Source organism: Hirschia baltica ATCC 49814 (assembly GCF_000023785.1).
Taxonomy (GTDB): domain Bacteria; phylum Pseudomonadota; class Alphaproteobacteria; order Caulobacterales; family Hyphomonadaceae; genus Hirschia; species Hirschia baltica.
In genome coordinates this window covers 1,370,639-1,397,563 of the sequence record NC_012982.1, presented here as the reverse complement: position 1 = coordinate 1,397,563, position 26,925 = coordinate 1,370,639, and the positions used below count along the sequence as shown (strand labels likewise).

Below are 26,925 nucleotides of genomic sequence, written 5' to 3'. Positions count from 1 at the left end.
TGAAATGAAGTTATCGAGGTGATGTGGCCACTTCTGGGCGAAAACATGCCGATCACCCAACATTAAATTCTTTTAAATTATTGTTTTAGCACAGATATATTTAAGTCCATGGACCGTTTTCGCCCCCATCCGACTGGGTATTGTCTTCATCAGGCTTGGCTGCAGGCGCACGTCCTGCACGATCTGACACACTATCAATCAATTGGAAAACCGCGACAAAATCTTCCATCAACTCGCGTATGCGATCAGGATTATCGAGCGGAGTAAACATAGAACCCGGTTCGAATAAATCACCGCCTTCTACACACACAAATAACTCACCGCCCGAAAATGCACAGCGCAATTTGCCGCCTTGGAAAATGCGCTCAAGTTCGAGCAGCCTTTCCATAAAGTCTGGCGTTAACAGAAAGCGAGATTCAATCTGATCATTAGAGAAAACTTCAAACGCTTTTTCAAATTTTGGATCTTCTAAACGCACGCGTTCCAAATTTTGGCCGGATAATTTATTCCCGATTTTATTGAAAACATTGAGAACACCCAAATCACGAAACACTTTTGTCAGTCCATTGAATGGCTTGTGAAAATTCATCACCAAACATTGGCCTTTAAAAACCGTGACCCATTCAGTTCGCGTACGCCCTTTTCCATCTGATCGCGTGCGTTTATCTTCTAAATGCGCCTCGAAAAATTCAAAATTCGTACTGCCGCGTGATCCTAAAAGCTGGTCTTCAAAACTTTCCCTATCCCAACTCGGGATCAATCCAAGATTACGAAAACGACTAAGCACAAGGGGAGAAGCTGGCTCGGGATTATATTGCAGATCAAATCCATTTGCAGCAGTTTCAACGATGAGCAATTTAGCTTCACGTTTTAAGTAATTGAGACCATGGCGCCCATATGAAAACAATCCCATTCCGGCAATTCCACCGAGAAACAAAGCAAAAGGCGAACGCATCAAAGCAAGTCCAATTAAAGCAATTGCTCCGCCAATAGCGACACCTAGCCTTGTATATGTGCGTGCTTTTTCGGCGGCGGCTATTCTGTCACCTTCGCGTGCTTGCAAGGAAGGTAATATCTCATCGCGATAGACTTGTTTGAATGCATCAAACTCAGGCGGCAGCGTTTTAAACGCAGCTTCGACATCTGTTTCAGAATGATCTGTCATGAAATCCCCTTCCAGTAATTCTCATTCTGCACAGTTTGGCTAAACCCTCAATAATCCATCCAGATTAAGGCGCGTCCCCATAAATACGTGTTTCAATTGTTCCATCAGCTGTCACAATACCGCGAAACATTCCCGGCGTGTTGAATACAAACGCAGAAGCCCCAGTTTTTGAAATAACGATCACGCCGCCATCACCGCCAAGGTCAGCCACTTTATCAAGCGCCACCTTACCAGCATCTTCAGGTGCCTCGTCTAGCAATTCAATCCGTGAACAAACCGTCTTAGCAACGGCTGTTCGAATGAAATATTCACCATGTCCCGTGGCAGAGACACCGCATCCATTATTGTCCGCATACACACCCGCACCCACAATGGGGGCATCCCCAACGCGGCCAGGTGCTTTGGCTGTCATGCCGCCTGTTGAAGTTGCGGCTGCTATATTGCCGCGCACATCAATCGCCACAGCACCGACTGTGCCGCGCTTATCAGCCTTCTCAGCACGCGTTTTTAACACACGCTCAAGCGCAGCTTTACGCGCCTCTGTTGTGAAATAGGTATTTTCAACACGCTCAACGCCATGACTGTGTGCAAATTCAGACGCAGCCTCACCTGCAAACATTACATGTTCGGATTTTTCCATCACAGCACGCGCCGCGAGCACAGGATTTTTAACAGTCTTCACGCCAGCAACTGCACCTGCATTCGTGTTGCGGCCATCCATAATGGATGCATCTAATTCATGATCACCAGCAGCCGTCAAAACAGCGCCATGTCCTGCATTAAAAGCTGGATTATCTTCTAGTAAAATCACCGCTGCTTCCACAGCATCAAGCGCTTCACCACCATTTGCAAGAACCGTTTGGCCAGCAAGCAAGGCCTCTTCTAATCCTTTATGATAGGCTAGTTCTCTTTCTGCCGTCATATGCCGGCGTTCAATCACACCGGCTCCGCCGTGAATTACCAATGTCCATTCTTGGGCCTCAACACTTTCCATTGTGGTGTGGAGGCCGCTGGTTTGAACCTTATCGCCTGTTTGCGCGCTCGATGGCAGAGCAAAGCATGAAAAGACAACCCCACAGCTGACCAACAATACCCGACGAGAAAGATTCAGCATATCAGCGCCCTATTTGAAGATTGCTTCCAGTGTCGCAAATGCTTCTTTGAGTTTTTCGATAGACTGCGTCAATTCAGAACGTCGATCCTGTTTCTCGGCCACAACATGCGCCGGCGCACGCGACACGAAATTCTCATTAGAAAGTTGCTTATCAATGATTTCCATTTCCGCATTCAGCTTGCCGATTTCACGGTCCAAACGCTCTTTCTCTGCACCCAGATCAATGACATCAGACACTTCAAGCGCGAAAGTTGCCTCTTCAACAACAATTGACACAGTGCCACTTGGTGCATTCTTGGAAACGTTCAGATCTTCCAAACGCGCAAGGCGTTCGATAATGCCTTTATAGTCTCTCACTCTTTGCTTAGTGAGGTCATTTGCATTCAATACACTCACAGGCAGTTTGGCACCTGCTGGTATATTAAGGTCAGCACGCGCAGAGCGAATATCTGTGATTGTGTTAATCACCCAGTCAATCTCAGCCTCAGCTTCCATTGATGCCGCTTCAGGACCAAAAGAAGGCCATGCTTGGTTGCAAAGAAGTGCTGTTTTATCTGCACGAAACTCTGCTTGGTCCGCCCACAACGCTTCAGTAATGAATGGCATGAATGGGTGAAGCAAGTGAATAATCTGATTCAGTGTCCACGCAGCTGTTTTACGCGTCTCTGCTTTTGCTGTTTCATCATCGCCATTAAGCAATGGTTTCATCAGCTCCAAATACCAGTCACAGAAGACATGCCATGTGAATTTATAGGCAGCTGAGGCAGCATCGTTGAAACGGTATTCATCAATGTTTTTCGTGATATCTGCCGTTGCTTTGGCAACTTCAGACACGATCCATTTATTTAGCGTATGCTCAACTTTTAGCGGGTCAAACTCATGTTGTTCCCACAAAGCGCATTCGTTCATTTCACAAAAACGCGCCGCATTCCAAAGCTTTGTTCCAAAGTTACGATAGCCCACTACACGATCAATCGAGAGACGAATATCGCGCCCCTGAGCTGCTTGGGATGCTAGAGTAAAGCGAAGCGCATCCGTACCACACGCGGGAATACCATCTGGAAATTGCTGTTTGGTTTTGTTGGTAATGGCTTTTTCAGCGGCTTTGTCTTTTTTCTCATTACCCGTTTTTTTGATGTCTCTCACGCGTTTGGCGATCAATGTATCAAAATCACAGCCATCAATAATATCGATCGGATCGATCACATTCCCGATAGATTTAGACATTTTCTTACCGTCTTCATCCAAAACAAGCGCGTGGATATAAACATCCTTAAACGGCACTTCTTTCATGAAATGGATACCCTGCATCATCATGCGGGCCACCCAGAAGAAGATAATATCAAAGCCTGTTACCAGCGTGGCAGTTGGGTAAAATTTATCCAATTCAGGCGTCTTGTCTGGCCAACCCATAGTCGAGAATGGCCAAAGCGCTGATGAGAACCATGTATCGAGTACGTCTTCGTCTTGATATACCAAATTGGAACTAATTAGCCCCTCATGAATTTCCAAATACTCATCAAGAGTATCTTGAGTCATTACTCCTCGTTTAACGATATTCTCTCTAGCTAATTTTTCAGCTTTCTCTTCATTTTCAGCAACTGCTAATAATTCACCGTCAATAAACCATGCCGGTATACGGTGTCCCCACCAGAGCTGGCGTGAGATACACCAAGGCTCAATCTCGTCCATCCAGTTATAATATGTTTTAGACCAATTTTCGGGCACAAAGCGTGTTTTGCCCTCTTTCACTGCATCCACAGCAGGACCAGCAAGTTTAGCTGCATCCACATACCATTGATCCGTCAGCATGGGCTCAATCACCACGCCTGAACGGTCACCAAATGGTTGCATAATTTTTTTGTTTTCAACGTAAGGGACAGTTTCGGTAACTTCTATTTTGTTACCGTCTTCATCCTTGGTCTTACGGGTCGCAGTGGTCATCACCGCAAGCCCTTCATCTGTGATCGCTTGCACAACTTTTTTACGCGCTTCAAAACGATCAAGGCCGCGATACTCATCCGGCACCAAATTAATCGCGTCAATTTCTGAAGACGTAAATTCACCAGACGCCAAGATTTCACGCGCTTTTGCAGCTGATGCAGCATAAGGCTCACCATCATCACGCATGGACGCTTTCACATCCATAAGGCGATACATCGGGATATTGTTACGCTGGGCAACGCCATAGTCGTTGGCGTCATGCGCACCGGTAATCTTCACCGCACCAGACCCAAATTCTGGATCAGGGTATAGGTCTGTAATGATCGGGATCAAACGGCGATCACCCTTAGGGCCAACCGGTATCTCACACAATTTACCCACGATAGGCTTATAGCGCTCATCGCTTGGGTGAACTGCCACAGCTCCATCTCCGAGCATAGTCTCAGGACGTGTCGTCGCGATAGAAATATAATCGCGCTCCTCTTCCAGCGTGACATTACCATCTTCGTCTTTTTCAACGTAAGTATATGTCTCGCCGCCCTGCAATGGATATTTGAAGTGCCACATGTGGCCATCAACTTCCACATTATCCACTTCAAGGTCAGAAATAGCAGACTGAAAATGCGGGTCCCAGTTCACCAGACGCTTGTCGCGGTAAATCAGCTTTTGCTGGTGTAGTTCAACGAAAACTTTCGTAACTGCTTTGGACAGACCTTCATCAAGCGTAAAACGCTCGCGTGACCAATCACAACTGGCACCAAGACGCTTAAGCTGGTTGATAATTTGTCCGCCGGACTTTTCTTTCCATTCCCAAACACGCTCAATGAATTTGTCACGCCCAAGGCTCGCCGCGCTTTGATTGCCTTCAGCTGCCAATTGGCGCTCGACAACCATTTGCGTCGCAATACCGGCATGGTCAGTCCCCGGTTGCCATAAAACATCCTTGCCTTGCATACGTTGATAACGACACAACAAATCCTGCAATGTGTTGTTTAACGCATGCCCCATGTGCAGCACACCCGTGACATTGGGCGGCGGGATAACGATGGAATAAGCATCAGCTGCACCCTCCGTTTCCATTTTGGGTTTGAATGCGCCGGATTTTTCCCAGCTATCATAAATTTTCGGTTCGGAGACACTATGGTCGAAATGTGAGTCAAGCATGAGGTGTTGATACAATAATTATCACACGCCGCAACGAAAAAAGAGCACAGTTTAGCGCTGTACTCTTATGATCATTGATTTTTTTTGAATATCTTGGAGATACCCGCGTCTATCTCGCCATACGAGAAATACGTTGAAGCTCTTTTTGGACTTCCTGCTCAACAAGCTGCGGCAGATTCCCATCTAGCCATTCTTTAAGCATGGGTTTTAGCATTTCACGCACCAAGTCTTCAATCGTTGTGCCTTGGGATAGCATCATGGAGCCCATCAACTTGCCCAACTGACCTGCTGTCGCATCCGCTGTTGCGGCTGCAACCAAACCTTCGGATTCTGGTTCAGGAGCTGGTGCAGGCTTTGGCGCAGGTTCTGGTGCAGCCGCTACTGGTTCAGCAACTGGCTCAGGCTCTGGCTCTTCTTCAATTCCCCAATCCGCCATATCGACTTCGGGTTCATCTTCAGCCCATTCATCAGCATCAACAACCACAACATCACTTTGCGGTTCAACGTCTTCTGCCATTTCTTCCATGGCCGCTGCCATGTCGAATTCTTCTTCTGGTTCAGTTAAATCTAGATCAACTGGATCATCGTCAATCTGCTCAGCATCTGAGAGATCGAGCACATCAGCAGCACTCGCATCAGCTTCAGTTGGAGCTGGTTCGTCATCTTCAGAAATGATCTTGCGGATGGAAGCAAGAATTTCTTCCATGGTTGGTTCTGATGCGGCTTCTTCAGCTGACATGACGCGCCTCTAATACATAACTTTCGGCTTCATACATTCAGAAGCACTAGAATCACCTAAACATTAGGCAAAATGTAGTTAACAACGCCTTTCTAAGAAAGGACGTTGTTGGTTAGATATGCATTAAGTCTTAGACTTATAAGGAAAGATTAACACCAAGAGATTCAGGTGTCAGCGCTCCCATAGCCGCCAATAATTGGTGAACGGCAATGTAATGTGTGCGATTTGCTTGCACAAGTGCTAGCTGAGCATCCAGCAATTCTTGTTCTTGGTCCAACAAATCGAGTGTTGTTCTGAGCCCAACAGCCAATTCTTGTTCTGCCCCATCAAACGCTATCTGTGCAGCTTCCACTTGTTGTTGAGACGCTTCAATTGTGCGCTGAGATGCTAAAGCTGAATGCCAAGCCCGAGTAACCTGCACCAAAACAGATCTTTCAGCAGCACGATGCTGTAAACGCAATTGATCGCGCTCCAAAGCCGACGCCCGGATTTGTGATGAAATACGGCCACCTGTATATAAAGGCAGCGTCAACTGAGCCACAACAGACGCGTTCTCATTGTTAAACGTATCGTCTTGATAAGTCTGACTTAGGCCAGCCGCGCCCACAATAGAAATGTCAGGACGGTTTTGCCCTTTAGCTGAACGCAACCTTTGCTCGGAAGCCTTTACGCTTGCCTTTGAAGCCACTAAATCAGGATTATATTCCATCGCAGCATTTATTGCGTCATCTAGGCCCTCTGGATAATCAGGTGTGAAATTCACCGCTTCTAACTGAGTCGGCCACCGCCCAACCAATTCTTGGAACACTGCGCGATTAGCAACAAGATTAGCTTGCGCAGTAGAAAGTTGGGCTTTCGCACCAGAATAACGCGCCTGCGCTTGAGCCACATCAGTACGTGTCACTTCACCAACTTCAAATCTATCAGAAGCCGCTTCCACTTGGCGCACCAATACACTCACATTGTTTTTACGGATATCTACTTCAGCTTCACTAGCAAGGACATCCATATAGTTTGTAACGACGTTTAAGATCATATCTTGTTCAAACGCGAACAATTGACTTTCTGCCTGCGTGACGCCGGCCGCTGCCTCGCCTATTGCAGCATCATTACGGCCACCATTCCAAAGACTTTGACGAACCTCCAAACCAAAAGTGGTTTGAGGTGCCTCAAAATCAGCAAACGCAGTTCTACCATTGCGTGAAATTGCGTATCCAGCAGAAGAACTCACACTCACTTGAGGCCGTTTAAGTGCATGCGCCTGAGACAATCTCTCATCAGCAATCATACGAATTTTGCGCTGCGCAAGTATAGAAGGATTACGCTGGTAAGCAGCGCTAATTGAATCAGCAAGCGACTCAACTGTTAAATCAGGATCACTATCAGAAGAATTTAACTGCGCGTTGTCAGCATCAACTGACGAGACCACATCTTCTCCCTCTGCCCCTAACAAAATATCATCAGGAGAGGTCGCTGCATTGTCCTGAGCAAAAGAAATTCCACTGCTCAAGACAGCTGATGTAATTAAAACTGAAATCAATGTATTACGCACAACAATCCTCAACTATATAAATCCACAGCTGCTTTGAACAAACTCAAAACACAACCAAGAGTATATCGGGACAATATTAATCCACCCTGACGAAAATACATGAAGAGTGCGCCAATAAATTCATCCAAAGTAAATAGTACTAAAAAACGAAGGATTCAGCCTTCTCAAAGCCAGGTAATGCAGGTGGCGCAGCATCGAACACGCTCCGGCAAGCAAAAGAATCACCCGAACGAGTATATATTCTTGCTTGGCTTAATTTGCCTTCGCGTACGATCACAGCAAGACGACCATTTTGCTTGAGCTGATCTTTCCATTCTTGTGGAATGACTTCAACTGATCCATTCACAAAGATAACATCAAACGGGCCTTGAGATGCCAAACCTTTTGAAATGTCACCGGCAACAACGTCTGCATTGTCTATATCGAGGCTATCCAAACGTGCAGATGCAGCTTCAGCCAATGCTTCGTCTGTTTCAACACCCACAACAGCTGCTGCAAGTTTCGCAAGTATCGCTGCTGAATACCCACTACCAGAGGCAACATCCAAAACTTCATCATCTGCTTGAATTTTAGCGGCTTCAACTAATTTAGCAAAATCACGTGCGCGCCACATATAACGTCCCTGTGACGTTTCATGCTCAAATTCTGCATAGGCTAGAGAGTGGCGTGACTTTGGCAAGAAAACCTCGCGCGGCACATTTTGAAGTGCGGCGTGGATACGGCGGTCCGTAACATCGTTAGGGCGAACCTGAGTGTCGATCATGGTTTCGCGTGCGACAGCATCGTTCATTGCAGCTTCCCTGTATATCTGTTTGAGCTGGCTTAAATCTATTGCGCAACATGTTTAACAACATGTGGATAGTCGGCTATTAGCATAGGATGACAACTTGGCAATGCGACGAATAGTTTTATTCGCTTTTAGCCGCCCTTCCAAACGCAAATTAGAACAATAAACTATCTTTGTGCGTATGACATAAGCGATCAAATTCGAAAGAATTTCTGGAACAAGCGCGGCAACATGTTTTGAAACTTTAAAGGCGCATCTGTTACAGCCAGACACACACATGCACTATCCTGCATTGCGATAGGTTGGTGGGGCGCATCATGCCCAACAGTCTGCATATCCCCTAGATTAAACGCCTGATCACCGTCATAATATCCACCGGCAACAACTTGCGTAAGTTCTACGCCATTATGCCCATGTGATGCAGCAGCAACGCCAGCTGGTATATAAAGAAGGCGGGCTATCAAACCATCTTGTTCATGCAGAATTTTCTGTTTAACCCCGCCGCCCATAGTGGACCATTTAATATCCTTCAAATCACCCGCGAGCGAGCGCAAGGGTTCAGGAAAGACAGGAGTTTCATTTTCAAGCGTTGCGGAATGAGTCGGTTTAACGTCCGAATCCGAAATTTCAGCTTCATCCATATTATCCAAAAGATCCATCGCACTGAGAGACACGGTCTCAGTTGAATTTTCTTCCATGGATACGGCCAACACATCTTCAAACAACGCAACACGCTGACGGCAATGGCTACACATCGCTAAATGAGTCGCGACAGCAAGACTCCAGCTATAATCAAGATCTCCAGCAGCGTAGAGATACAAAAAATCGTCATTTACATGGTGAGAAATTTTCATATCGATCCCTCTCCTAAATCTTCATCTATCAAGGCGCGTAATTTGGATAGCGCTAACCTCATGCGTGATTTCACTGTTCCCAAAGGCGTCTTCAAACTTTCAGCAATTTCAATGTGAGTTTCGTCAGAAAAATAAGACCGTTGCAGCACTTCTTTTTGGCTTTGAGGTAATTTTTCCATTGCGCGCTGCACAGCCAAGGCGCGCTGCTTACCCGTAAGTACATCATCTCCAGTCAATATCGGATCGGGATGAAACGCCGGATCATTGACATCGGGTTCTGGTCGGTTCTGCCGCCGCAATAAATCTATACGCTTATTTCTCGCTATCGTAAAAATCCAAGTCGATACAGCAGCTTTATCCTCACTATATTGAGAGGCTTTGCGCCAAACGAGAACAAAAGTCTCCTGAACAATCTCTTCTGCCATCTCATTAGACGCGCCATATTTTAGCATTTGAGATTTCACACGCGGCGCAAAATGGTCAAATAATCTAGAAAAAGCGTCTCTATCTTTAGATTGTCCGACAAGCAGAAGGTCTGGAGACCAATTAACGGATAATTCGCGCTCTACCAAGATCTGCCTCTCTTGCTCCAAAACCAATTGGCTCTCACCTACTTCACGCACAACTTGCATTCGACCAGAGCGACGCGCAATGGCAGAATTGGCTGGTTTGCGTCGAATATGCAAGCGCCGGTGATCAGTCTTTTGGATTGGATTAAGAGTATTCATAATAGCTAATACGAGGGAGAGGCTGGGCCGGATCACTTCTTTTGTATTTGGATCACACAAAATTTCTCAGTGATCCAAACAACATTCCCTGCCGTATCAATTCTAGAAACAAACTTTAAAACCAGATTTTGGATGCGACATGGCTTACGACACAACAAAACCCCAAAAGCCGACAAGCTCAAAGAATATCGCTATTATTGGCGGCGGTATTTCTGGTTTGGGCGCTGCATGGAAACTTTCCCAAAATCACAATGTTACCCTGTTTGAAAGTGAAGCTGAATTGGGTGGCCACGCCCGCACCCGCATGGCCGGTCCAAATAGAGATATCCCGGTTGATACCGGATTTATGGTCTTTAATGACGCCACTTACCCAAATCTCATAGACCTATTTAAAACCCTCAACATTGCCAGCACGCAAACAAGCATGTCCTTTGCTGTTTCCTTGGATGATGGCGCTTTTGAATATGGTTTATCCAATCTTGGCCGTGTTTTTGCTGATCCTAAAAATGCAATAAGCCCTAAATTTATAGGTATGTTACGCGACATTCTAAAGTTCAACAAACAGGCGACAACCCAAACTTTAGATCCCAATCTGACACTGAAAGAATTGCTTGATAATGTTGGTGTAGGTGAATATTTCCGCCAGCGTTATCTTTATCCTCTGGCCGGTGCCATATGGAGCACTGCCCGTCAGGACATGGAATCCTTTCCGGCCCAGAGTTTTGTACGTTTCTTTGAAAACCATGGTTTATTATCGGCCCATAACGGACCCAAATGGCGCACAGTCATCGGCGGCAGCAAAACCTATGTTGATAAACTTCATGCCGCCTTAGAAGCTAATCAAGTTATTATAAAAACGCACACGCCTATCGCTGCGACAGGCCGTTCCCCTCAACCTTGGATCAAAACAGAATCTGGTGAAACCGAACGCTTTGATGAAATCGTGTTCGCTTGCCATTCCGATCAAGCTCTCAAAATAGCCTCAGATTCCACACAGCAAGAAAACAACATCCTATCTGCTCTGAGATACCGCCCCAACAAAGTCTATCTCCACGGCGACACATCCCAAATGCCACTTCGCAAATCTGCGTGGTCATGTTGGGTCTATCGCGGCGACACAAATGCAAACGAAACAAATGGATCTTTCACCTATTGGATGAACCAATTGCAGCACATTTCCGGCGAAACACCCGTATTTGTGACACTCAACCCCAAACAACCTATAAACGAAGACCTTATCTATGATGAAACAGAGCTGTGGCACCCGCAATTTGATGTGAAAGCTCTCAATGCTCAAAACCAGTTAGCCTCAATTCAAGGCACAAATAATTATTGGTTTTGCGGAGCCTATACGCGCTATGGTTTCCATGAGGATGGATTGATCAGCGGTTTGAATGTCGCTCAATCAATTCAGGCAGCTAGCGCCATTGAGGTGACATAGCTGTGCAAGTAGCCCCCAACATATCAGAAAGATCAGCAAAGCTTTTAAAGGCCAATGTTTTCCATAGTCGAAATGGAAAAGTCAAAAACGCTTTTAATTATAAAGCTGATTATGTCTTGTTTCCCATTTCAAAAGCAGAACCCAAACTCCCCTATGGACTGACACGCAACAAATTTGGGATATGGGCCATTAATGATGTGGATGTCGCAAATGCAAAATCCACACTTTATGATTATTCCCAATCACTCATCAAAACATGTTCCATTCCAGTAAAAGCTGCTGCAATCGTTGAACTTTTAACAATGCCCGCTTTTCTAGGGTATAGCTTTAATCCAATCAGTTTTTGGTTGTTTAAAGATAGCGAGAAAAACCTTCGCGCAATTGTTGTCGAAGTGACAAATGTCGGCCGCGACCGCCACTCCTATCTTTGCAAAATGCCGGATTTTGCACCCATAAAGTCCACCGATAAAATCACAACTGACAAACGCCTTCATGTCTCTCCCTTCCAGACTTTAGACGGCAATTATCGTTTTCATTTTGATGTCACATCGGATTATTTCAGTGTTCGAATTCAGTATGAAACACCCAATGAAGATGGTCTCACCGCCACACTCCAGGGTGAGTTTCTTGCGTTGAAAACCCGCACAATTTTATCTTCCTGCCTCCGCCTACCTTTAGGCGCTTTGCGAGTCATGAGTCTGATCCTTTGGCAGGCAATCAAACTAAAAATCAAAGGTGCGAAATTTCGCCGCCGCCCGTCTCCTCCAACACAGGAATTGTCTCAATGATTTTTTCTAAATCGAGTTCAGAGAAAAAGTTTTTCCAATTATTGGAGAACATCCATACCGGAACGCTAACAGTCGAAATGCCTGATGGCAAAACGCATATTTTCGGGCAAGGTCTTCCTGCCGTATATTGGCAGATAAAACATTGGGATGTGCTGCCTGCTTTAGCTCTACGCGGTGATGTTGGCCTTGGTGAAACATATGCGCAAGGTATGTGGGACACACCAGATCTTGAAGCGCTATCCACTTTGGCATTGCTCAATCATGATGTAATCAAAACACCTTTTGGCGGAGCCACATTCCAACGCCTTTTATTTATTGCAACTGACAGATTTGCACGCGCAAACTCCAAAGCTGGCTCTCGGCGCAATATTTCCGCGCATTATGACATATCAAACGATTTTTACAGCCGTTGGCTCGATCCCAGCATGACCTATTCTGCCGCGCTTTATACTGACGAAAACCAATCGCTTGAATCAGCTCAAAATGCCAAATACGACCGCCTCATAAACGCGGTCGCAAATTCGGGTGAAAATACATTGGAAATTGGCTGTGGTTGGGGCGGCTTTGCACAGCGATCACTTGAGACCAGTGATAATAAGCTAACCGCTGTTACCATTTCAAAAGAACAACATCGCTTTGCAAACGACCGCATAGCCAAGCATGGGCTGGAAAAACGCGCCAATATCCGCTTAGAAGACTATCGCGACATTAAAGGCAAATTTGATTCAATCGTGTCTATCGAAATGGTAGAAGCTGTTGGGCAACGCTATTGGCCCACCTATTTTAAAACCATAAAAGATAAACTCGCTGACAATGGTCGCGCTGCCTTGCAAGCGATAATTGTTGAAGACGACACATTCGATATTTACCGCACCCGCACCGATTTTATTCGCCAATACACATTCCCAGGCGGCATGCTGATTTCACCCGGTGAGATTAATCGTCAGGCAGAGCGCGTTGGCCTAAAAACAGAAAATCTCTTCCGTTTTGGAAAAGATTATGCACGCACGCTCAGAGAATGGCGTTCAAAATTTGAAGATTGCATTCCTGAACTTCAGTCAGAAGGCTACAAGCCTGAATTCCTCAGAGGATGGAAATATTATCTCGACACATGTGCAGCTGCTTTTGAGCAAGGAAACCGGACAAATGTTGTTCATGTGGAGCTGACACATGCTTAGTCTTTTTCCAATTATTCTAGCTTTGCTCATATCTGATCCAGCAATATCAAAACCAACAACTTCAGACATGAAACTTGTCGGCACGGCCAAATATTATTTTGGGCCTTTCAAACTCTATGACGCCGCTCTGTTGTCTGAAGATGGTCGCTATTCCAAAGAAAACCGTTTTGATCTGACTTTGACATATGCACGTGACATCTCAGCGACCAAACTTGCCAATGCATCCATTATCGAAATGGCCCGCCTGACCGGAAAAACAGAAGAAGAGCTGGAACACTTACGTTCTCCGCTAGAATCTTGTTTTGGCGACGTTGAAAAAGGCGTCGTCATAACGGGTCAAAAACTCTCGGCAGATAAAACCAATTTTTTCAAAAATGGCGAACTGACCTGCCAAATGCAGGAGTCAGATTTTAGCGATGCCTTCTTTGCTATCTGGCTCGATCCCAATGGCCGTTACCCATCTAAAACTTCAAGCCTAATCGGCAAATAGTTTTCAATAATTCAAAGGCTGCCCCATGACCTATTTTTCGACAATTGTTTTCATTATTGTATCCTTGTTTCTACTCTCTGGCTGTGTCTGGGGGTTTTCTCACCAAAAGCCCGCTGATTACGCAGAAGCAACACCTCTCTTTGATCCCAAGACAACACTCAAAGGAGACTATCTCTCCGAAGGTTTGATCTATGATTACACAGGAAAAGTCGTCTCTCGTTTCAAAGCACGCATGTCAGGTAATTTTGACGAAAATGGCGGCACATTAGCTGAGCACTTCATTTATGCATCTGGCAGAGAAGACAGACGCGAATGGACACTAAAATTTAAAGAAGACGGCGGCTTTACCGCAACAGCTCCAGATTTGGTTGGCGAAGGCGTTGGCATTGCTTCAGGCAATAGTTTGCAAATGAAGTATAAGCTGAAACTAGCAGAAGATGCTGGTGGACATGTCCTCAGCGTCACAGATTGGATGTATCTCACAGATGAAGGCACTATCATCAACCGATCTCAAATGCGAAAATTTGGTATCAAAGTGGCTGAACTTGTCGCTGTTTTTAAACACAGAGACATCGCCGAAGATTCGGTTTTCTACAATAAAGGGGATAATAATCTGGAGGCTGCTGAATGACACAATCAACCTCTTGGGAAGGCACACACTATTGGATAATTGGCGCAAGCGCAGGCCTTGGTGAAGCATTGGCAAAACTCTTATCAGCTGATGGCGCAATTCTCACCCTTTCCGCTCGCAATGAAGACGCCTTAGAAAAACTGGCGAATGAACTACCTTCACCTGCGAAAGCCGCGCCATGTGATGTCACTGATAGTAAAAGCATTGCATCGGCGTTTGAAACGGTGATCCAAAATGGAGACCTTGATGGCATTGTGTTTTGCGCAGGACAATATGCACCCATGACGGCGCAAACTTGGGATGTTGAAAATGCAGCATCAATCTGCGACGTCAATTTCACGGGTGCCATTCGCGTTCTCAGCCAATATCTGCCCTACATGAACAAACAAAACTCTGGTCACATTGTGATGATCGGTTCGCTTTCTGGCTTTAAGGGTATTCCAGCTAGCTCAGCCTATGGTGCCAGCAAAGCGGGTGTAATGCATTTAGCCCAAGGTTTAAGAGCTGACTTAGACCCAGATAAATTCAAAATACAGCTCATCAATCCTGGATTCATAAAAACCCGACTGACTGACAAAAACGAATTTAAAATGCCTTTTATAATGTCACCAGACGAAGCCGCCCAACGCACAAAATCTGCTATGGAATCGAATCGGTTCCAAACAAATTATCCCAAACGTTTTGCACTCATATTTCGTTTGCTAGGTCTGCTACCTAATTCATTGTATTTTCCGATTGTTCAGAAATTTTTTAAAACCAAATAGAGATTGTGATTACTCACACCCTTATCTGAAATACATCTGAACCAATTTTCGTCACCGTATTGCACCAGCCACACTGCACAAACGCAGAAAATCAACACAACCCCCTCACAAATTCCACAATGGATAGAGACTGGTTCGACACAGATTTAGCAATTTTCAGTATAAAACTGGATAAAAAGCCTTCACTAATTAGTAAAAGCTGATAAGTAAGCTCCCTCACTATCGATAGCTTCTGTTGTCGAATCTTGATTGGCAACTAAGCTGCTGGTCAATATAATGATTTCAATGGTTAGGCCGCGTGGCGGAGTGGTTACGCAGCGGATTGCAAATCCGTGTACTCCGGTTCGAGTCCGGACGTGGCCTCCATTGTAAATCTTCTATGCGTCATTTGAAATTTTAACGCATTCCAATCCCGCTCAATCTAATTTTCCATTTATCAAGCTAATCTTGCGGCTCTTGTTTTGACATAAAACAAGAAACTCAAGCTTATTTGCATATTCACAAAACTGCACAGGCTTCAAAGTTAACAAATAATTCTGAAAACTGATAAAATTAAAACGAAATTTTAGGGAAATTCAATAATTTAACCACTCATTAACCCAAATGGAGCATATTGCCTATGTCTTCTCTGAAGACACCCACCATCACCCAACGCCTTGACGGGAGCTTTTTCTAGCTCCCGTTTTTTTTGTGCCGTTTTTAGGTGAAAATCCAATTTTTTTTAAAAGAAATGCATTTTGAGGCAAATTAGGGATTGCACATATTTGGAACGCTAGATATACCGCGTCCTCTAACGTTGTTCCGCGATAGCTCAGTTGGTAGAGCAATCGACTGTTAATCGATTGGTCGCAGGTTCGAGTCCTGCTCGCGGAGCCATTTCCTTTCAGATTTTGAAAGGATGATTTATCTCTCCCTCAAAATCTATCTTTGCGGCTTTGGTTTGAAAACAAATAGCATTGTCATCGTAAAATTGAATACCAATCCAACCAAAGTGCCCGGAATAACAGCGAGTAACGGCCCCCACTCTACATATTGCTGTACACCAACAACTTCATCTAAGCCTGTTCCTAACGCCTGAATCCAGTCTTTAAATGGAGACAGATAGACGAATGTTAAATAGGTGAGATAATTCGCTGCGCCGCCTAATGCATTTGCTGAGAAGAATCGAACGAATCCATTGATCCAATTTATTTGCTTTGCCTCACTGGCGAAAACAAATTGACGATTTAACGAATATGTCGCGCAAACAGCGACCAGAAATGAAATAATGCGAGCATATATTGGGTTAAGAAGGTTCAAAACAGCAGACAACACAGCAATGTCTACAAACAACCCAACCAAACCAACCATGCAAAAGCCAAATAGTTTCCGCAGTGTTTGCCTAATCGCCTGTTTCATCAACAATACCCAATCTATGAACTGCCTTAGAGGTATTAAATACTACGCGGCGAAGTCATTTGCTTTCCACTCACGACGCTAGTTTCTTCTATTTGAAAAATCTTGTGTCGTTTGCGTTCTGAACTCTTGAGATTACGCTACACTGTCTTCAACTTGCCAGTAAGCGCTCGCTAATTCATGATCAAGGAACAGGTCGCATGCACCGGAAACATACCCGTAATACCAAACTCTATTCCAAATTATTGCTATCAGCCTGCACAACCCTATTTATGAGTGGATGCACTAGCGTAAACACTAATCTAGAAATGCAATCTCCGCAGACTGAAGCCAGAAAACTACATAATCAATTTGTCGTCATGGACACGCATTTAGATACGCCCGCTAATCTTGCAAAACCCGGCTTCGATATCACCCAACGTCACGACCCTATTTTAGATTATTCTCAAGTCGACCTCCCACGAATGGTTGAAGGCGGTTTGGATGGTGGTTTCTGGGTTATTTACACACAGCAAGGCCCGCTAAACGATCTTGGTTACCAAACAGCGAGAGATCATGCTCTCATGCGCGCCATCGCCATACAGCGCATGTTAGCCGCTTATCCTGAGCATTTTGAAATAGCGACGAAGTCCGACGATGCTGCTCGCATAAAATCAGAAGGAAAACGCATTGTTTATCAAAGCATAGAGAACTCATACCCTTTGGGTGAAGATATTTCCTTGCTGCGTACATTCTATAATTTTGGTGTCCGTATGGTTGGTCCGGTCCACTTTGCTAACAACCAATTTGCAGACAGCGGTACTGATCTAACGGGACCAAAATGGAATGGTCTTTCTCCCTTAGGTAAAGAGCTTGTCAAAGAAGCAAACCGGCTTGGCATGATCCTCGATGCATCCCATGCGCATGACCTCACATTTGACGATATGGTAGAGCGGTCCGCAACGCCTATAATCCTCTCTCATTCCGGCACCAAATCCCTGTATGACCACCCGAGAAACCTTGATGATGAGCGGCTAAAAACACTAGCGGCATCGGGCGGAGTCATTCAAATGAATGCGCTAGGCGCATATCTAAAAGAACTGCAAGAGCAACCTTTCCGCAAAAAATCTTATGCCGATCTACGCGAAGAATCAGCATTATACGGCTCAAACCCAACACCAGAGCAAAGCGCACTTTTACTAGAAAAACGGCGCAAGATTGATGCAGAATTTCCAGCTGATATGGCCGACTTTGAAGACTTTGCAGAGCAGCTTTTATATGTCCTAAAGCTTATCGGCCCTGATCATGTAGGTATTGGTGCAGACTGGGATGGTGGCGGAGGCGTGATAGGTATGCGCGATATCGCAGCCTTTCCCCTCATCACAGAACGATTATTAGCTGAGGGATATACTCAAGAAGATCTTGAAAAGATTTGGGGCGGCAATGTCTTGCGTTTAATGGAAGCTGCTGAAGATTATGCCGCGTCACTAAAAAACTAGCTATTTTAAAAGGGCCAAACAAAACAAAGCGTTTGGCTCTTTTTATTGTCTTTAATTTCAGCTTAGAAGGACACGCTCAACTCGCCTGTCAGTAGTTTAGCTGTCACATCACGAAGTATAACATCCATTGGTTGATCTTCTGTGATGAATGGCGCAAGAGCGCGCACCTTTTCAACTTGCGCAAGGACACGCGGACCAACCATCAGCTCTGTTAAATCACCAGATTTTAAGCGCAATTCAATCGCTTGAGTGGCTGCCATCATATGCGCCGCTGCAACTTGCGCTGTCAGCTCGTTCACGCGCAATGCATCACGCGCTGCAATCGTGCCCATGCTAACCTTATCTTGGTTATGGCACTCAGTAGAGCGAGAGAAAACAGACGCCGGCATAGTAAGTTTACACGCTTCAGCGGTCCACGCAGACACACCGATCTGAACTGCTTTAAAGCCATGATTTATGGGAGCACGTTCCCCAGTTGCACCTGACAAATTAGATGGCAAACCATTGGAATACCGCGTATCCACCAAAGTGGCGAGTTGACGGTCCATAAGATCGGCAAGATTGGCGACTTGTGTTTTTAGCGTATCTGCCACCATACACACATGCCCACCATAAAAATGGCCACCATGAAGAACATCACCCGTCTCAGGGTCAAATAGTGGGTTATCATTTGATGAGTTGATCTCAGTATTGAGAACTGATTCTAGCATTGGCATCGCATCTTGCAACACACCAATCACATGCGGTGCACAGCGTGTTGAATAACGATCCTGCATGCGGACCGCTTCATGGTTTTCCTGCATGGGGGCAAGATCTTCACGAATGCGCTGGGCCACTAACATCTGACCTTGGTGTGGCTTGGCATTAAACAAGCGTGCATCAAAGTGGCGCGTATTTCCGAGGATACTCAGGGAACACATAGATGTTAGCCGCGTCGCCGCTGCCATTAATCGTTTGGATTGTTCTAGCGCGATACCAGCAAGCGCTGACATCACAGCCGTACCATTCATGATCGCAAGTGCTTCTTTAGGCTGAAGAATGATTTCCTGTAGCCCTTCTTGCGCAAACGCTTCACGCGATAATTTAATCTCACCTTTGTGCAATACATCGCGCTCACCCGCCAATGCACCAGCAATATAAGAAAGCGGCGTTAGATCACCTGAAGCTCCCACTGATCCTTCAGAAGGAATACACGGCAAAATATCAAGTCGCAGCATGTTAGCTAGCAACTCAACCAAATCCATAGACACACCCGACCAACCGCGCACCAATGTTACCAGACGCACAGCCAGCGTTGCACGTGTTTCTTCTGGCGTTAGAAAACGCCCCATGCCGCAACCATGAAAGCGCGACAAATGCAATGGAAGCTCAGCGACTAATTCAGGCGGGACAGCGCGAACAACGCTATCGCCATAGCCCGTCGTTACACCGTAAATTTTACCATCATTCTTGAGCAGATCAGTGACGTGTTTGGCTGAATTATTGATCACAGCCAACACATCAGGATTCGTTGAAAGGCGTGGTTGAACCCGCTGCGACGCTAAATCATCCAGAATTGCCGTGTCCAATTGCGCTTCACCAAAAGTGAAACTTGGAAAATCACCAGTATCAGCAGCCATCGTCTTATTCCATTCCCTACCCAAAACACCCTAAATCTGAATGTGATGGGGTATTCTTGCTCTACAAATCAGCACACCCAACACAACGAGGCTTCCCATCTCTGTGCGATGTACGAAAGTTCAGCGCTCTTCATACGCCTGAGAAAGAAAAAAGAACACCCCATCAAATTGATATGGGTTTGGATTTTCCAACTAAGTTAAATTTTGACAGAACACATTCAAAATCAATGAAATTTGCCTTGTTCTTGCCCTGCTCTCCAGCCAAAATAAACAATTAAGATTTTAAAAATCGGGATGTAACCATGAAGCCCCATCGATCCAAACGATTCATTCTTGCAGCAATAACTAGTGTTATCGCCAGCTTAACATTCATGACCGCCACGGCTGAAACAGAGCTTATTTCTGTTGAAGATGCTTATGAAAAGTCCATCAATGGTGAAGTTATTCTCGTCGACATACGCACACCACAAGAATGGACACGGACTGGCACCCCATTATCGGCCCGTCTTGTAACGCTGCAAAGCGAGAGATTTTTATCAACAATCAATGCTCTACAAGCGGAAAGGCCCGATGCTTCAGTTGCACTTATCTGTCGCTCTGGCACCAGATCGACACGCGCAGCCCAAATTCTGGAAGAAGCTGGCATAAAGCATATTTACAACGTCAAAGAAGGTGTTGAAGGCAGCCCAAATGGAACAAGCTGGATATCCAAAGGTCTGCCACTTGATCGCTTCCCACTTGAATAATGTTGGCTAACCTATCGTTCCAGATGAAAGTTTATCTTCACCGCGCTTGAATGCGAAATTTAGTTTTTCAGTCTCAGGCTTAAAACCCAGTGTTAGAATTATATCATCATGTGGTTGGATAACCTGTTGAAATTTCATGCGATTGACGTTGAAACTAGCCGGTGAGGCTGCCCAAATTTCTTCAGCAAGACGCGCTGCAATGTGTGTTTGGGCAACTCCCGGCAATATAGGATTTTCTTTAAAATGTCCCTCAAACCAAGGCAGATGTGGTTTAGCAGTGAAGCGAATTTCAGCGTCAAAACCCTCAACTTGAAGATATGACGGAGCCAACACTTCCAGCAACCGCACGCTTTCAAATACGCTTTGCATTTCCGCGACAACCCGTTTGGATTGACTGTTTGTTGGAATATGGCTGACAAAACGCATACGTTTTGGCCATTCGGCAGGCTCTAAATTATCACTCAATAATTTGCGCAGATAACGCGACATTTTGAATGAGCCTAGCTTTCCTAACTCAAGCTGGCCTTCTTGAGTAAGACAAACTAACGCACTCAAGCGGTCTCGGCCATTTTGAGACGTCATAATGACAGCGCAGTCACCAACCATTGGATGAGACGACAACGCTTCTTCTACACGCGGCAGCGATACGCGTTTACCCTCAACTTTCACAATCCGATCAATACGTCCCAAAAGAACAAACCGACCGTCTTCGCCAATCTCGACGCGATCTCCCATTTTTACTGGCTCAGCATCAGGAATAAAGGGGGATGTCACCATCAGCTCGCCTTGAATGCCCAAACTTAGTTTTACTCCGGCGACAGGTGTCCACGGTTCATTTTCAACGTCACGCTGACGCCATGCAACGCCGCCTGTCTCAGTGCTGCCAAGAATTTCAAGTGGCTGCACACCCAATAATTTAGCCGTCGCAAACGAATCATCAGCTTTCAGTGGACCACCCGAAGAAAGAATATAGGCTGGTTGCGTGTGCGATATCGCCCCCTTTTCCGGCAAACGCGATAAATGCGCCGGGCTAGAAACGATGAGGGTTTTAGGTGATACGACATCCATCAGTGCTTCCCAAGAGAGAGCCATATCATCTTGGGCTGTGATGTTACCCAATACAGGCAATGCCAGCCTGAATATCAAACCATAAATATGCTGATGTGAAACACTGCCGGCTATATGGTCAATGTCATTGGCAAACCAATCAACCCAAACTTTAGCTTCAGCTTCTACTACGCTTATCGGTTTCACAATTTGCTTTGGTGCACCCGAAGAACCTGACGTAAAAAATGTAAGTAGCGGGTCATTTTCATTTGAGGGCGCAAACTCTGCATTATTGCTCAGATCGGCCCAATCAAACATTAGCGCGCCATCAACAGCATCACTCATCAGTTGATCGCCTGTTGCGCCGATTTGAGCAAGATAATCTGAACCTGCTTGAGGTAAAACAATGAGGTCATTTCCAGCCAGCACCGCTGCAATAAACGCCGCGCAAAACACTGACGCCGAACGCGTATAAACATATGTTTTATCGCTGGTCGCTTTTTGCTGTTTTGCAAGCAAACTCGCCATTGATCTTATCTGGCCATAGGTGATGTCACCATGAGAAACAGACCGAAAAACAACTTGCCCCGCATCCCTAGCAAGAAGTGCATCAATAATTTTCGTCAAAACCTACGACCTCATGCTTTATTCGGCTTTTCGAATAAACTTGCGATAAACTAATTCACTCAAGAATAAAATGCCCATCAACGCATAGGCAATTGCACCATTATAGATCGCCCACACCTCGGTGCTGGCATACAAAACTGTCCATAAAGCGACGACTAAATTCAATGCGATAAACACACACCACAATATGGTGACTTTGTAGGTGTATCTGACAGCATGAGGCGGCAAATCAGGTTCTGCTAAACGCGCAAACCGTTCAATCATAGATGGCGGTCTTATCAGTGAAACTAAAAACGCCACCAAAATCGCGCCCCCCATAAAGACTGGATAGAGTCGAATGGATAATTCCTGATCATAAACTGCTGTGACGCTGATACCGATAATTGCTGCAATGCTTGCGACAATCATAGACAATGGCGCAGATTTGCCACCTAGCCACAATCTAAATGTCAGCGCGAACACCAACGCTAAGATGAGCCAAATCGGAGAAAAATGCTTTAACAGCACAACTGCAATCAATGGATAAATTATCATAAGCCCAGCTATAATGACACTGGCAAAGCGTTTCATAAATTTCCACTTTCAATCTTCAACATAAAAGCCGGAAACCTATTCCAACACTGATCCTTTATCCCTAGCGGATATGCAAATAATCAATCAAAAAAACTATTTTTCTGTAAGTTCGATGACGAGACCAACAAGATCATCAACAGTAACAACATTTTCAAACTGCTCAGGTGAAACTTTCTGACCCGTCGTTTCTTGAAGTTGAACCATCATATCAACTGCATCAATACTATCCAAACCAAGGTCATCCATCAGCTTAGCTTCAGGTTTGATTTCAGCTTCAGAAATTTCAAAAATCTCAATCAGGTTTTTGCTAATTTCAGCGTAGGCTTCATCTTTAGTCATACGTCTCAAACTCCTATCGGCGCATTTCAATTAATTCGGCCAATAGGCGAATATTTTGAAAGTATTTTTGAAGCTTTTCGTCTTTGGGCTCAAGCTTTACACCATATTTCTTTTGAACCGCGACGCCCAATTCCAATGCATCAATCGAGTCCAAAGCGATGCCGTCATCGGAAAATAGATCATCCTCTACACCGATTTCATCTTCTGTAAGATCTTCCAAGTTCAGCACTTCAATAATCAATGCTCTTAATTCGATTTCAAGCTCTGTCATACTTGAAGTTCCTTCTCGATCTTATTTTGAACGTCCAAAGCTAAACGCCTAGCACCAATAACAGCACGGTCATTACCATAATCGACGGCAGTATCAATGACGTCATGGACGCGAATTATCCAGTGCGACTTTTTGGCGGGAATTGAATACCAGGGCTCACCTTTTCTCAGGCTTGGCGGAGTGACTTCTATCGTGACAACCAGTACTGGCGCTTTACTCTTCAATGCCACATAGGAAAAACCGCGTTGGTATTTAACTTTCTGTCCAATGGGCGTGCGAGAACCTTCTGGAAAAACACACAAATTCGCTCCTTCACTCAAGGCATCTGAACACGCTTGGATAAGCGCCTCAGGATCACCTGTATTGGGAATGTAATTAGAGGATCTGATAACGCCGCCCATAAAAGGATTAGTCGCCACACTATTTTTCACCACAGCGCGTGTCCGCCGCATGAAAGCCATCATAAACACCACATCTAATAAAGACGGATGATTCGCTACGACAACTGTCCCACGACAGTTTTTTAGCTTTTCAGCACCATGTATTTCATAGGACACAGTGCCCATTAATTGCATAAATTCGATAAACAAACGAAACGCCCAATGGACAGAAGCTTGGGAAATTTTAGCTCGTTTATCGCTATCCCACACAAATAATCGCATGAGCGGAAAATAGACCAAGGCTAGGATTAAGCCACCAATACCAAAAAACAGAAATGACAGACCAGTCGTTACCAACCGGATTGACCGCCCTATTGTCCATGGCGCTTTCGTTCTTGGTCCAATATCTAAATTTTCCATTGGATCTCACTCACACCATCACTTATCGCCTCAAGACATGAAAGTGCGCCAGCACTACCACCTTCAATTTGATGAGATGGTCCACTTTCACCAATGGTGACTTCTTCCAGCAATAACGCAAACTGAACATCTTTATCTGTATCGCCAAATTCAGCATATTCCTGCGTCAGATGGCAATCAGAATACATAAATACGATGGAGGTAGCGCCATCCTTGATGCGCGCGTAACATTCTGTCAGTCCTTCCAAAAGAGATCTCTCACCAGCGGCAATTGCTGTGTGACCACCATGATTTTTCGTCAACTGACTGGCAACGCCGACAGCAGCATTATGCACTGACAATGAGAATGATGTTGGAGAAAGTGCTTCATCTTGGTTGATGAATTTAAGCAGCTCAAGTGTGTTCGTCATAGCCCCATAGCGCGATGCTAAAACAATCGCACTATCGCCCAAGCCATTTTCTTGACTTTCATCCAGCCCCATAAGGCATGCTGCCACGCCGCGCTCAAGGTCAGATAATCGCCTAACTGCTCTTTTCGGCAATTGTGTAAATGGCTTTAAACTTCCAAAAGGTTTCAAAACTTCTTGTTCTCTAACAAGACCGCTAAAACCCTTCACTGCCAAGTGTACATTCATTCTCATCCGCCCCGTTTACAAGCGAAACGCTTGCCAAGACACGTTGTACCCCACATCATGTCTTTCGTGTCTATGGGAATAGCTTGTCCCCATCAACTCAATCCCCTATTGCTATAGAGACGTGCGCTTGCTTGCAAGAAGATGAGTCAAATCTGATGAAAGTATATGTTGGGTTATGCCTCTCAAACCAGCTAACAACCCGCCATGGCGTTAAGCTACAGCGCCGCTGGACAGATATTGCACAAAATGCAGCAACGTCTTGCTTGTCCAAACCGGAAAGAAACAATGTGAGTCGATCTCATTGCCGCGGCATTTGTGGTGCAGCTGTGATTGGGGCTGATCAACTCATAGGTTTTGATATTGAATATACGGATCCGCGCAGAAATTGGCCCGCCATACTATCGCGTTTTTGTGATGATAAAGATCTGACATCCTCATCAGCCCAAGCATTGTGCAAAGGTTGGACGTATCTAGAAGCCTATTTCAAAGCATTTGGTACATACCCAGAGCCAAAAGAATTGTTGGAAGTCATCAATGCGCCGAATGGCGAAACAGAAGGTTTGACTTCCACACACTTTGGTTGGCGGTATCACATGCCAATCGCCGATGCGTTTTTTTTTACAGTGCTAGGCCAAGGCCATATTAACGGCATTGAAATTCTGCCACTGATTACTGCACCTAATTTGGCTTAGGATATTTATTGCTCATCAAACGACGCATCATCCGTACCGGCACGCGAATAGGGGCTTGTATGGCTAGTCTTGTATGCATGGCAGTGATACGGACATTATCCCAGAGCATGCGGAAATTAGACACATTTTCTTCTGGATAAATCACTTTGGTCGGATGCTCGACAACTCTTAATCCACGCCAGTTTAATTGGACCAGCATTTCAGTATCAAAATCCATGCGAGCCCCAATAAATTCATGACGAACCACATGCACAGCATCACTCACAGGATAGACACGAAACCCACACATTGAATCGTTAATTTCAAGAGAAAGTGTTTCTATGCGTACCCAAAAATGTGTAATTTCACGTCCAATTTTGCGTCCCTTAGGTATGGTATGATCATAAACTGGGACACCACAAATCACTGCTTCAGGATTTTGTTTGGCTAAATGTATGAGGTGTGGCAATTGGCTAATATCATGCTGACCATCTGCATCTATCTGTAGCGCATGGCTCCAGCCTGCTTTTTGAGCCGCAAGAAAACCTTGCTTAACTGCGCCTCCTTTCCCTCCATTTTCTTGTAGGCGAATAACGTCCACCCCACGCATTGGTTCTCGTTGGGATTCAATGACTTCCGCTAGTTCAGGTGAATTGCCATCATCAATGATTATTACAGGACAATTTTGTGCGACCAATTGATCTACAATCGCAGGCAATGCTTTGACATGACGATAAGTTGGAACGATGGCTCCAATCTGAAATTCTGACATCATATCAAACAATACCGATAATTATGACTGAAATTTAAGGTTGCTTAGACAAGGAGATCGTCAATTTGCCCCCATCTTGTCAAGATTGAACTCTATATACACATATAAATCAGAAGTAATAACGGTAGACCCTATGAAAATTTCATTCAAAACTCTTGCTACAAGCATTTCTTCAATGTGCGTTGTCATGGCCGCAGCAGCCCCTGTTGCACACGCAAAATCTGACATTCAGCTTTATTCAATTGAAGAACTCCTTGCGAGTGAAGATTTTCAAACAAGACTTGGAGATTTTAAATTTACGTTCGGAAGTGAAGTCCTTGGAACTCCACTGGGCATTGCCAACGTTAAACACGCTACCAATGGCATCGGAAAAACAGATAAAAGCGCATGCCAATGGGCGATGATATCTGCTCTGCTTGCTTTGAAAGAAGAAGCCCAAAAACTAGATGGAATTGCTGTTGAAGCAATAATGTCCACAGCAACAAGTGCAGATTATGTTTCAGCAACACACTATCAGTGTCTAACAGGGCACACAAATTCCCGTGTTCTGCTCAAAGGAACAATTGTTGGACTGAATGAATAAACTTAACAGCGCAAAGATTTGCCTTTAACA

The 26,925-nt window shown here is 45.1% G+C and carries 27 protein-coding genes and 2 tRNA genes; 12 read left to right on the top strand and 17 right to left on the bottom strand.

What is annotated here, in order from left to right; translation table 11 throughout:
- Positions 1–100: 100 nt before the first annotated feature.
- The 8 genes from HBAL_RS06655 to HBAL_RS06620 form a co-directional block, all read right to left on the bottom strand.
- On the bottom strand, positions 101–1,165 hold the full coding sequence (locus HBAL_RS06655) for a DUF3137 domain-containing protein (protein ID WP_015827173.1): 1,065 nt from the start codon (positions 1,163–1,165) through the stop codon (positions 101–103).
- Between the two features lie 64 nt (positions 1,166–1,229).
- Positions 1,230–2,279, bottom strand: coding sequence for an isoaspartyl peptidase/L-asparaginase family protein (locus HBAL_RS06650; protein ID WP_015827172.1), 1,050 nt, complete (start codon positions 2,277–2,279; stop codon positions 1,230–1,232).
- A 9-nt stretch (positions 2,280–2,288) separates the two neighbouring features.
- On the bottom strand, positions 2,289–5,387 hold the full coding sequence (locus HBAL_RS06645; protein ID WP_015827171.1) for a valine--tRNA ligase: 3,099 nt from the start codon (positions 5,385–5,387) through the stop codon (positions 2,289–2,291).
- A gap of 109 nt (positions 5,388–5,496) precedes the next feature.
- Complete coding sequence (locus HBAL_RS06640; RefSeq protein WP_015827170.1) at positions 5,497–6,126, bottom strand: DUF2497 domain-containing protein; 630 nt, start codon at positions 6,124–6,126, stop codon at positions 5,497–5,499.
- A 136-nt stretch (positions 6,127–6,262) separates the two neighbouring features.
- Positions 6,263–7,678: a TolC family outer membrane protein gene (locus HBAL_RS06635; protein WP_015827169.1), complete on the bottom strand. Its 1,416-nt coding sequence runs from the start codon at positions 7,676–7,678 to the stop codon at positions 6,263–6,265.
- Positions 7,679–7,817: 139 nt separating this feature from the next.
- Positions 7,818–8,468, bottom strand: a complete 651-nt coding sequence (locus HBAL_RS06630; RefSeq protein WP_015827168.1) for a protein-L-isoaspartate O-methyltransferase family protein — start codon at positions 8,466–8,468, stop codon at positions 7,818–7,820.
- 191 nt (positions 8,469–8,659) lie between these two features.
- Complete coding sequence (locus HBAL_RS06625; protein ID WP_015827167.1) at positions 8,660–9,319, bottom strand: ChrR family anti-sigma-E factor; 660 nt, start codon at positions 9,317–9,319, stop codon at positions 8,660–8,662.
- Complete coding sequence (locus HBAL_RS06620) at positions 9,316–10,047, bottom strand: sigma-70 family RNA polymerase sigma factor (protein WP_233356760.1); 732 nt, start codon at positions 10,045–10,047, stop codon at positions 9,316–9,318. Before HBAL_RS06620 ends, HBAL_RS06625 begins: the two co-directional genes overlap by 4 nt.
- Before the next feature lie 139 nt (positions 10,048–10,186).
- Here HBAL_RS06620 and HBAL_RS06615 point away from each other — a divergent pair, with 139 nt between their 5' ends.
- The 8 genes from HBAL_RS06615 (at position 10,187) to HBAL_RS06580 (ending at position 16,215) form a co-directional block, all read left to right on the top strand.
- Positions 10,187–11,488 carry an NAD(P)/FAD-dependent oxidoreductase gene (locus HBAL_RS06615; RefSeq protein ID WP_015827165.1) on the top strand — a complete coding sequence of 434 codons (1,302 nt, stop codon included), beginning with the start codon at positions 10,187–10,189 and terminating at the stop codon, positions 11,486–11,488.
- 2 nt (positions 11,489–11,490) lie between these two features.
- Positions 11,491–12,276, top strand: a complete 786-nt coding sequence (locus HBAL_RS06610) for a DUF1365 domain-containing protein (protein WP_015827164.1) — start codon at positions 11,491–11,493, stop codon at positions 12,274–12,276.
- The gene (locus HBAL_RS06605) at positions 12,273–13,454 is read left to right on the top strand and encodes an SAM-dependent methyltransferase (protein WP_015827163.1); all 1,182 of its coding nucleotides are present in this window, start codon (positions 12,273–12,275) and stop codon (positions 13,452–13,454) included. The genes HBAL_RS06610 and HBAL_RS06605 overlap by 4 nt, the downstream gene beginning before the upstream one ends.
- Positions 13,447–13,944, top strand: coding sequence for a chalcone isomerase family protein (locus HBAL_RS06600; protein WP_015827162.1), 498 nt, complete (start codon positions 13,447–13,449; stop codon positions 13,942–13,944). The genes HBAL_RS06605 and HBAL_RS06600 overlap by 8 nt, the downstream gene beginning before the upstream one ends.
- A 25-nt stretch (positions 13,945–13,969) precedes the next feature.
- Positions 13,970–14,575: a DUF3833 domain-containing protein gene (locus HBAL_RS06595; RefSeq protein ID WP_015827161.1), complete on the top strand. Its 606-nt coding sequence runs from the start codon at positions 13,970–13,972 to the stop codon at positions 14,573–14,575.
- Positions 14,572–15,339: an SDR family NAD(P)-dependent oxidoreductase gene (locus HBAL_RS06590; protein WP_015827160.1), complete on the top strand. Its 768-nt coding sequence runs from the start codon at positions 14,572–14,574 to the stop codon at positions 15,337–15,339. Before HBAL_RS06595 ends, HBAL_RS06590 begins: the two co-directional genes overlap by 4 nt.
- A gap of 292 nt (positions 15,340–15,631) precedes the next feature.
- A tRNA-Cys gene (locus HBAL_RS06585) sits at positions 15,632–15,705 on the top strand.
- Between the two features lie 434 nt (positions 15,706–16,139).
- A tRNA-Asn gene (locus HBAL_RS06580) sits at positions 16,140–16,215 on the top strand.
- Between the two features lie 45 nt (positions 16,216–16,260).
- On the opposite strand, the gene HBAL_RS06575 is transcribed toward HBAL_RS06580, so the two are convergent.
- Positions 16,261–16,737, bottom strand: a complete 477-nt coding sequence (locus HBAL_RS06575) for a GtrA family protein (protein ID WP_041301457.1) — start codon at positions 16,735–16,737, stop codon at positions 16,261–16,263.
- A 197-nt stretch (positions 16,738–16,934) separates the two neighbouring features.
- On the opposite strand from HBAL_RS06575, the gene HBAL_RS06570 reads away from it, so the two are divergent.
- Positions 16,935–18,212, top strand: coding sequence for a dipeptidase (locus HBAL_RS06570; RefSeq protein WP_015827158.1), 1,278 nt, complete (start codon positions 16,935–16,937; stop codon positions 18,210–18,212).
- A 62-nt stretch (positions 18,213–18,274) separates the two neighbouring features.
- Here HBAL_RS06570 and HBAL_RS06565 read toward each other — a convergent pair whose 3' ends face one another.
- Positions 18,275–19,831, bottom strand: coding sequence for an HAL/PAL/TAL family ammonia-lyase (locus tag HBAL_RS06565; protein ID WP_015827157.1), 1,557 nt, complete (start codon positions 19,829–19,831; stop codon positions 18,275–18,277).
- A 302-nt stretch (positions 19,832–20,133) separates the two neighbouring features.
- On the opposite strand from HBAL_RS06565, the gene HBAL_RS06560 reads away from it, so the two are divergent.
- Positions 20,134–20,577, top strand: a complete 444-nt coding sequence (locus tag HBAL_RS06560) for a rhodanese-like domain-containing protein (RefSeq protein ID WP_015827156.1) — start codon at positions 20,134–20,136, stop codon at positions 20,575–20,577.
- A gap of 6 nt (positions 20,578–20,583) precedes the next feature.
- On the opposite strand, the gene HBAL_RS06555 is transcribed toward HBAL_RS06560, so the two are convergent.
- The 6 genes from HBAL_RS06555 to HBAL_RS06530 form a co-directional block, all read right to left on the bottom strand.
- Positions 20,584–22,251, bottom strand: coding sequence for an ApeI family dehydratase (locus HBAL_RS06555; RefSeq protein WP_015827155.1), 1,668 nt, complete (start codon positions 22,249–22,251; stop codon positions 20,584–20,586).
- A gap of 18 nt (positions 22,252–22,269) precedes the next feature.
- Positions 22,270–22,821, bottom strand: a complete 552-nt coding sequence (locus HBAL_RS06550; protein ID WP_015827154.1) for a COG4648 family protein — start codon at positions 22,819–22,821, stop codon at positions 22,270–22,272.
- Between the two features lie 96 nt (positions 22,822–22,917).
- Complete coding sequence (locus HBAL_RS06545; protein ID WP_015827153.1) at positions 22,918–23,163, bottom strand: acyl carrier protein; 246 nt, start codon at positions 23,161–23,163, stop codon at positions 22,918–22,920.
- A gap of 13 nt (positions 23,164–23,176) precedes the next feature.
- A complete protein-coding gene (locus HBAL_RS06540; RefSeq protein ID WP_015827152.1) occupies positions 23,177–23,434 on the bottom strand; it encodes a phosphopantetheine-binding protein in 258 nt (85 codons plus the stop codon).
- On the bottom strand, positions 23,431–24,234 hold the full coding sequence (locus HBAL_RS06535; protein ID WP_015827151.1) for a lysophospholipid acyltransferase family protein: 804 nt from the start codon (positions 24,232–24,234) through the stop codon (positions 23,431–23,433). The genes HBAL_RS06540 and HBAL_RS06535 overlap by 4 nt, the downstream gene beginning before the upstream one ends.
- Positions 24,222–24,869 carry a beta-ketoacyl synthase chain length factor gene (locus HBAL_RS06530; protein ID WP_015827150.1) on the bottom strand — a complete coding sequence of 216 codons (648 nt, stop codon included), beginning with the start codon at positions 24,867–24,869 and terminating at the stop codon, positions 24,222–24,224. Before HBAL_RS06530 ends, HBAL_RS06535 begins: the two co-directional genes overlap by 13 nt.
- Before the next feature lie 155 nt (positions 24,870–25,024).
- On the opposite strand from HBAL_RS06530, the gene HBAL_RS06525 reads away from it, so the two are divergent.
- A complete protein-coding gene (locus HBAL_RS06525) occupies positions 25,025–25,561 on the top strand; it encodes a 4'-phosphopantetheinyl transferase superfamily protein (RefSeq protein WP_015827149.1) in 537 nt (178 codons plus the stop codon).
- Here HBAL_RS06525 and HBAL_RS06520 read toward each other — a convergent pair.
- Complete coding sequence (locus tag HBAL_RS06520; RefSeq protein ID WP_015827148.1) at positions 25,548–26,315, bottom strand: glycosyltransferase family 2 protein; 768 nt, start codon at positions 26,313–26,315, stop codon at positions 25,548–25,550. The two genes, HBAL_RS06525 and HBAL_RS06520, sit on opposite strands and share 14 nt — an antisense overlap.
- 130 nt (positions 26,316–26,445) lie before the next feature.
- Between HBAL_RS06520 and HBAL_RS06515 the strand changes: the two genes are divergently transcribed.
- The gene (locus HBAL_RS06515) at positions 26,446–26,895 is read left to right on the top strand and encodes a hypothetical protein (RefSeq protein ID WP_015827147.1); all 450 of its coding nucleotides are present in this window, start codon (positions 26,446–26,448) and stop codon (positions 26,893–26,895) included.
- The last annotated feature ends 30 nt before the right edge of the window (positions 26,896–26,925 follow it).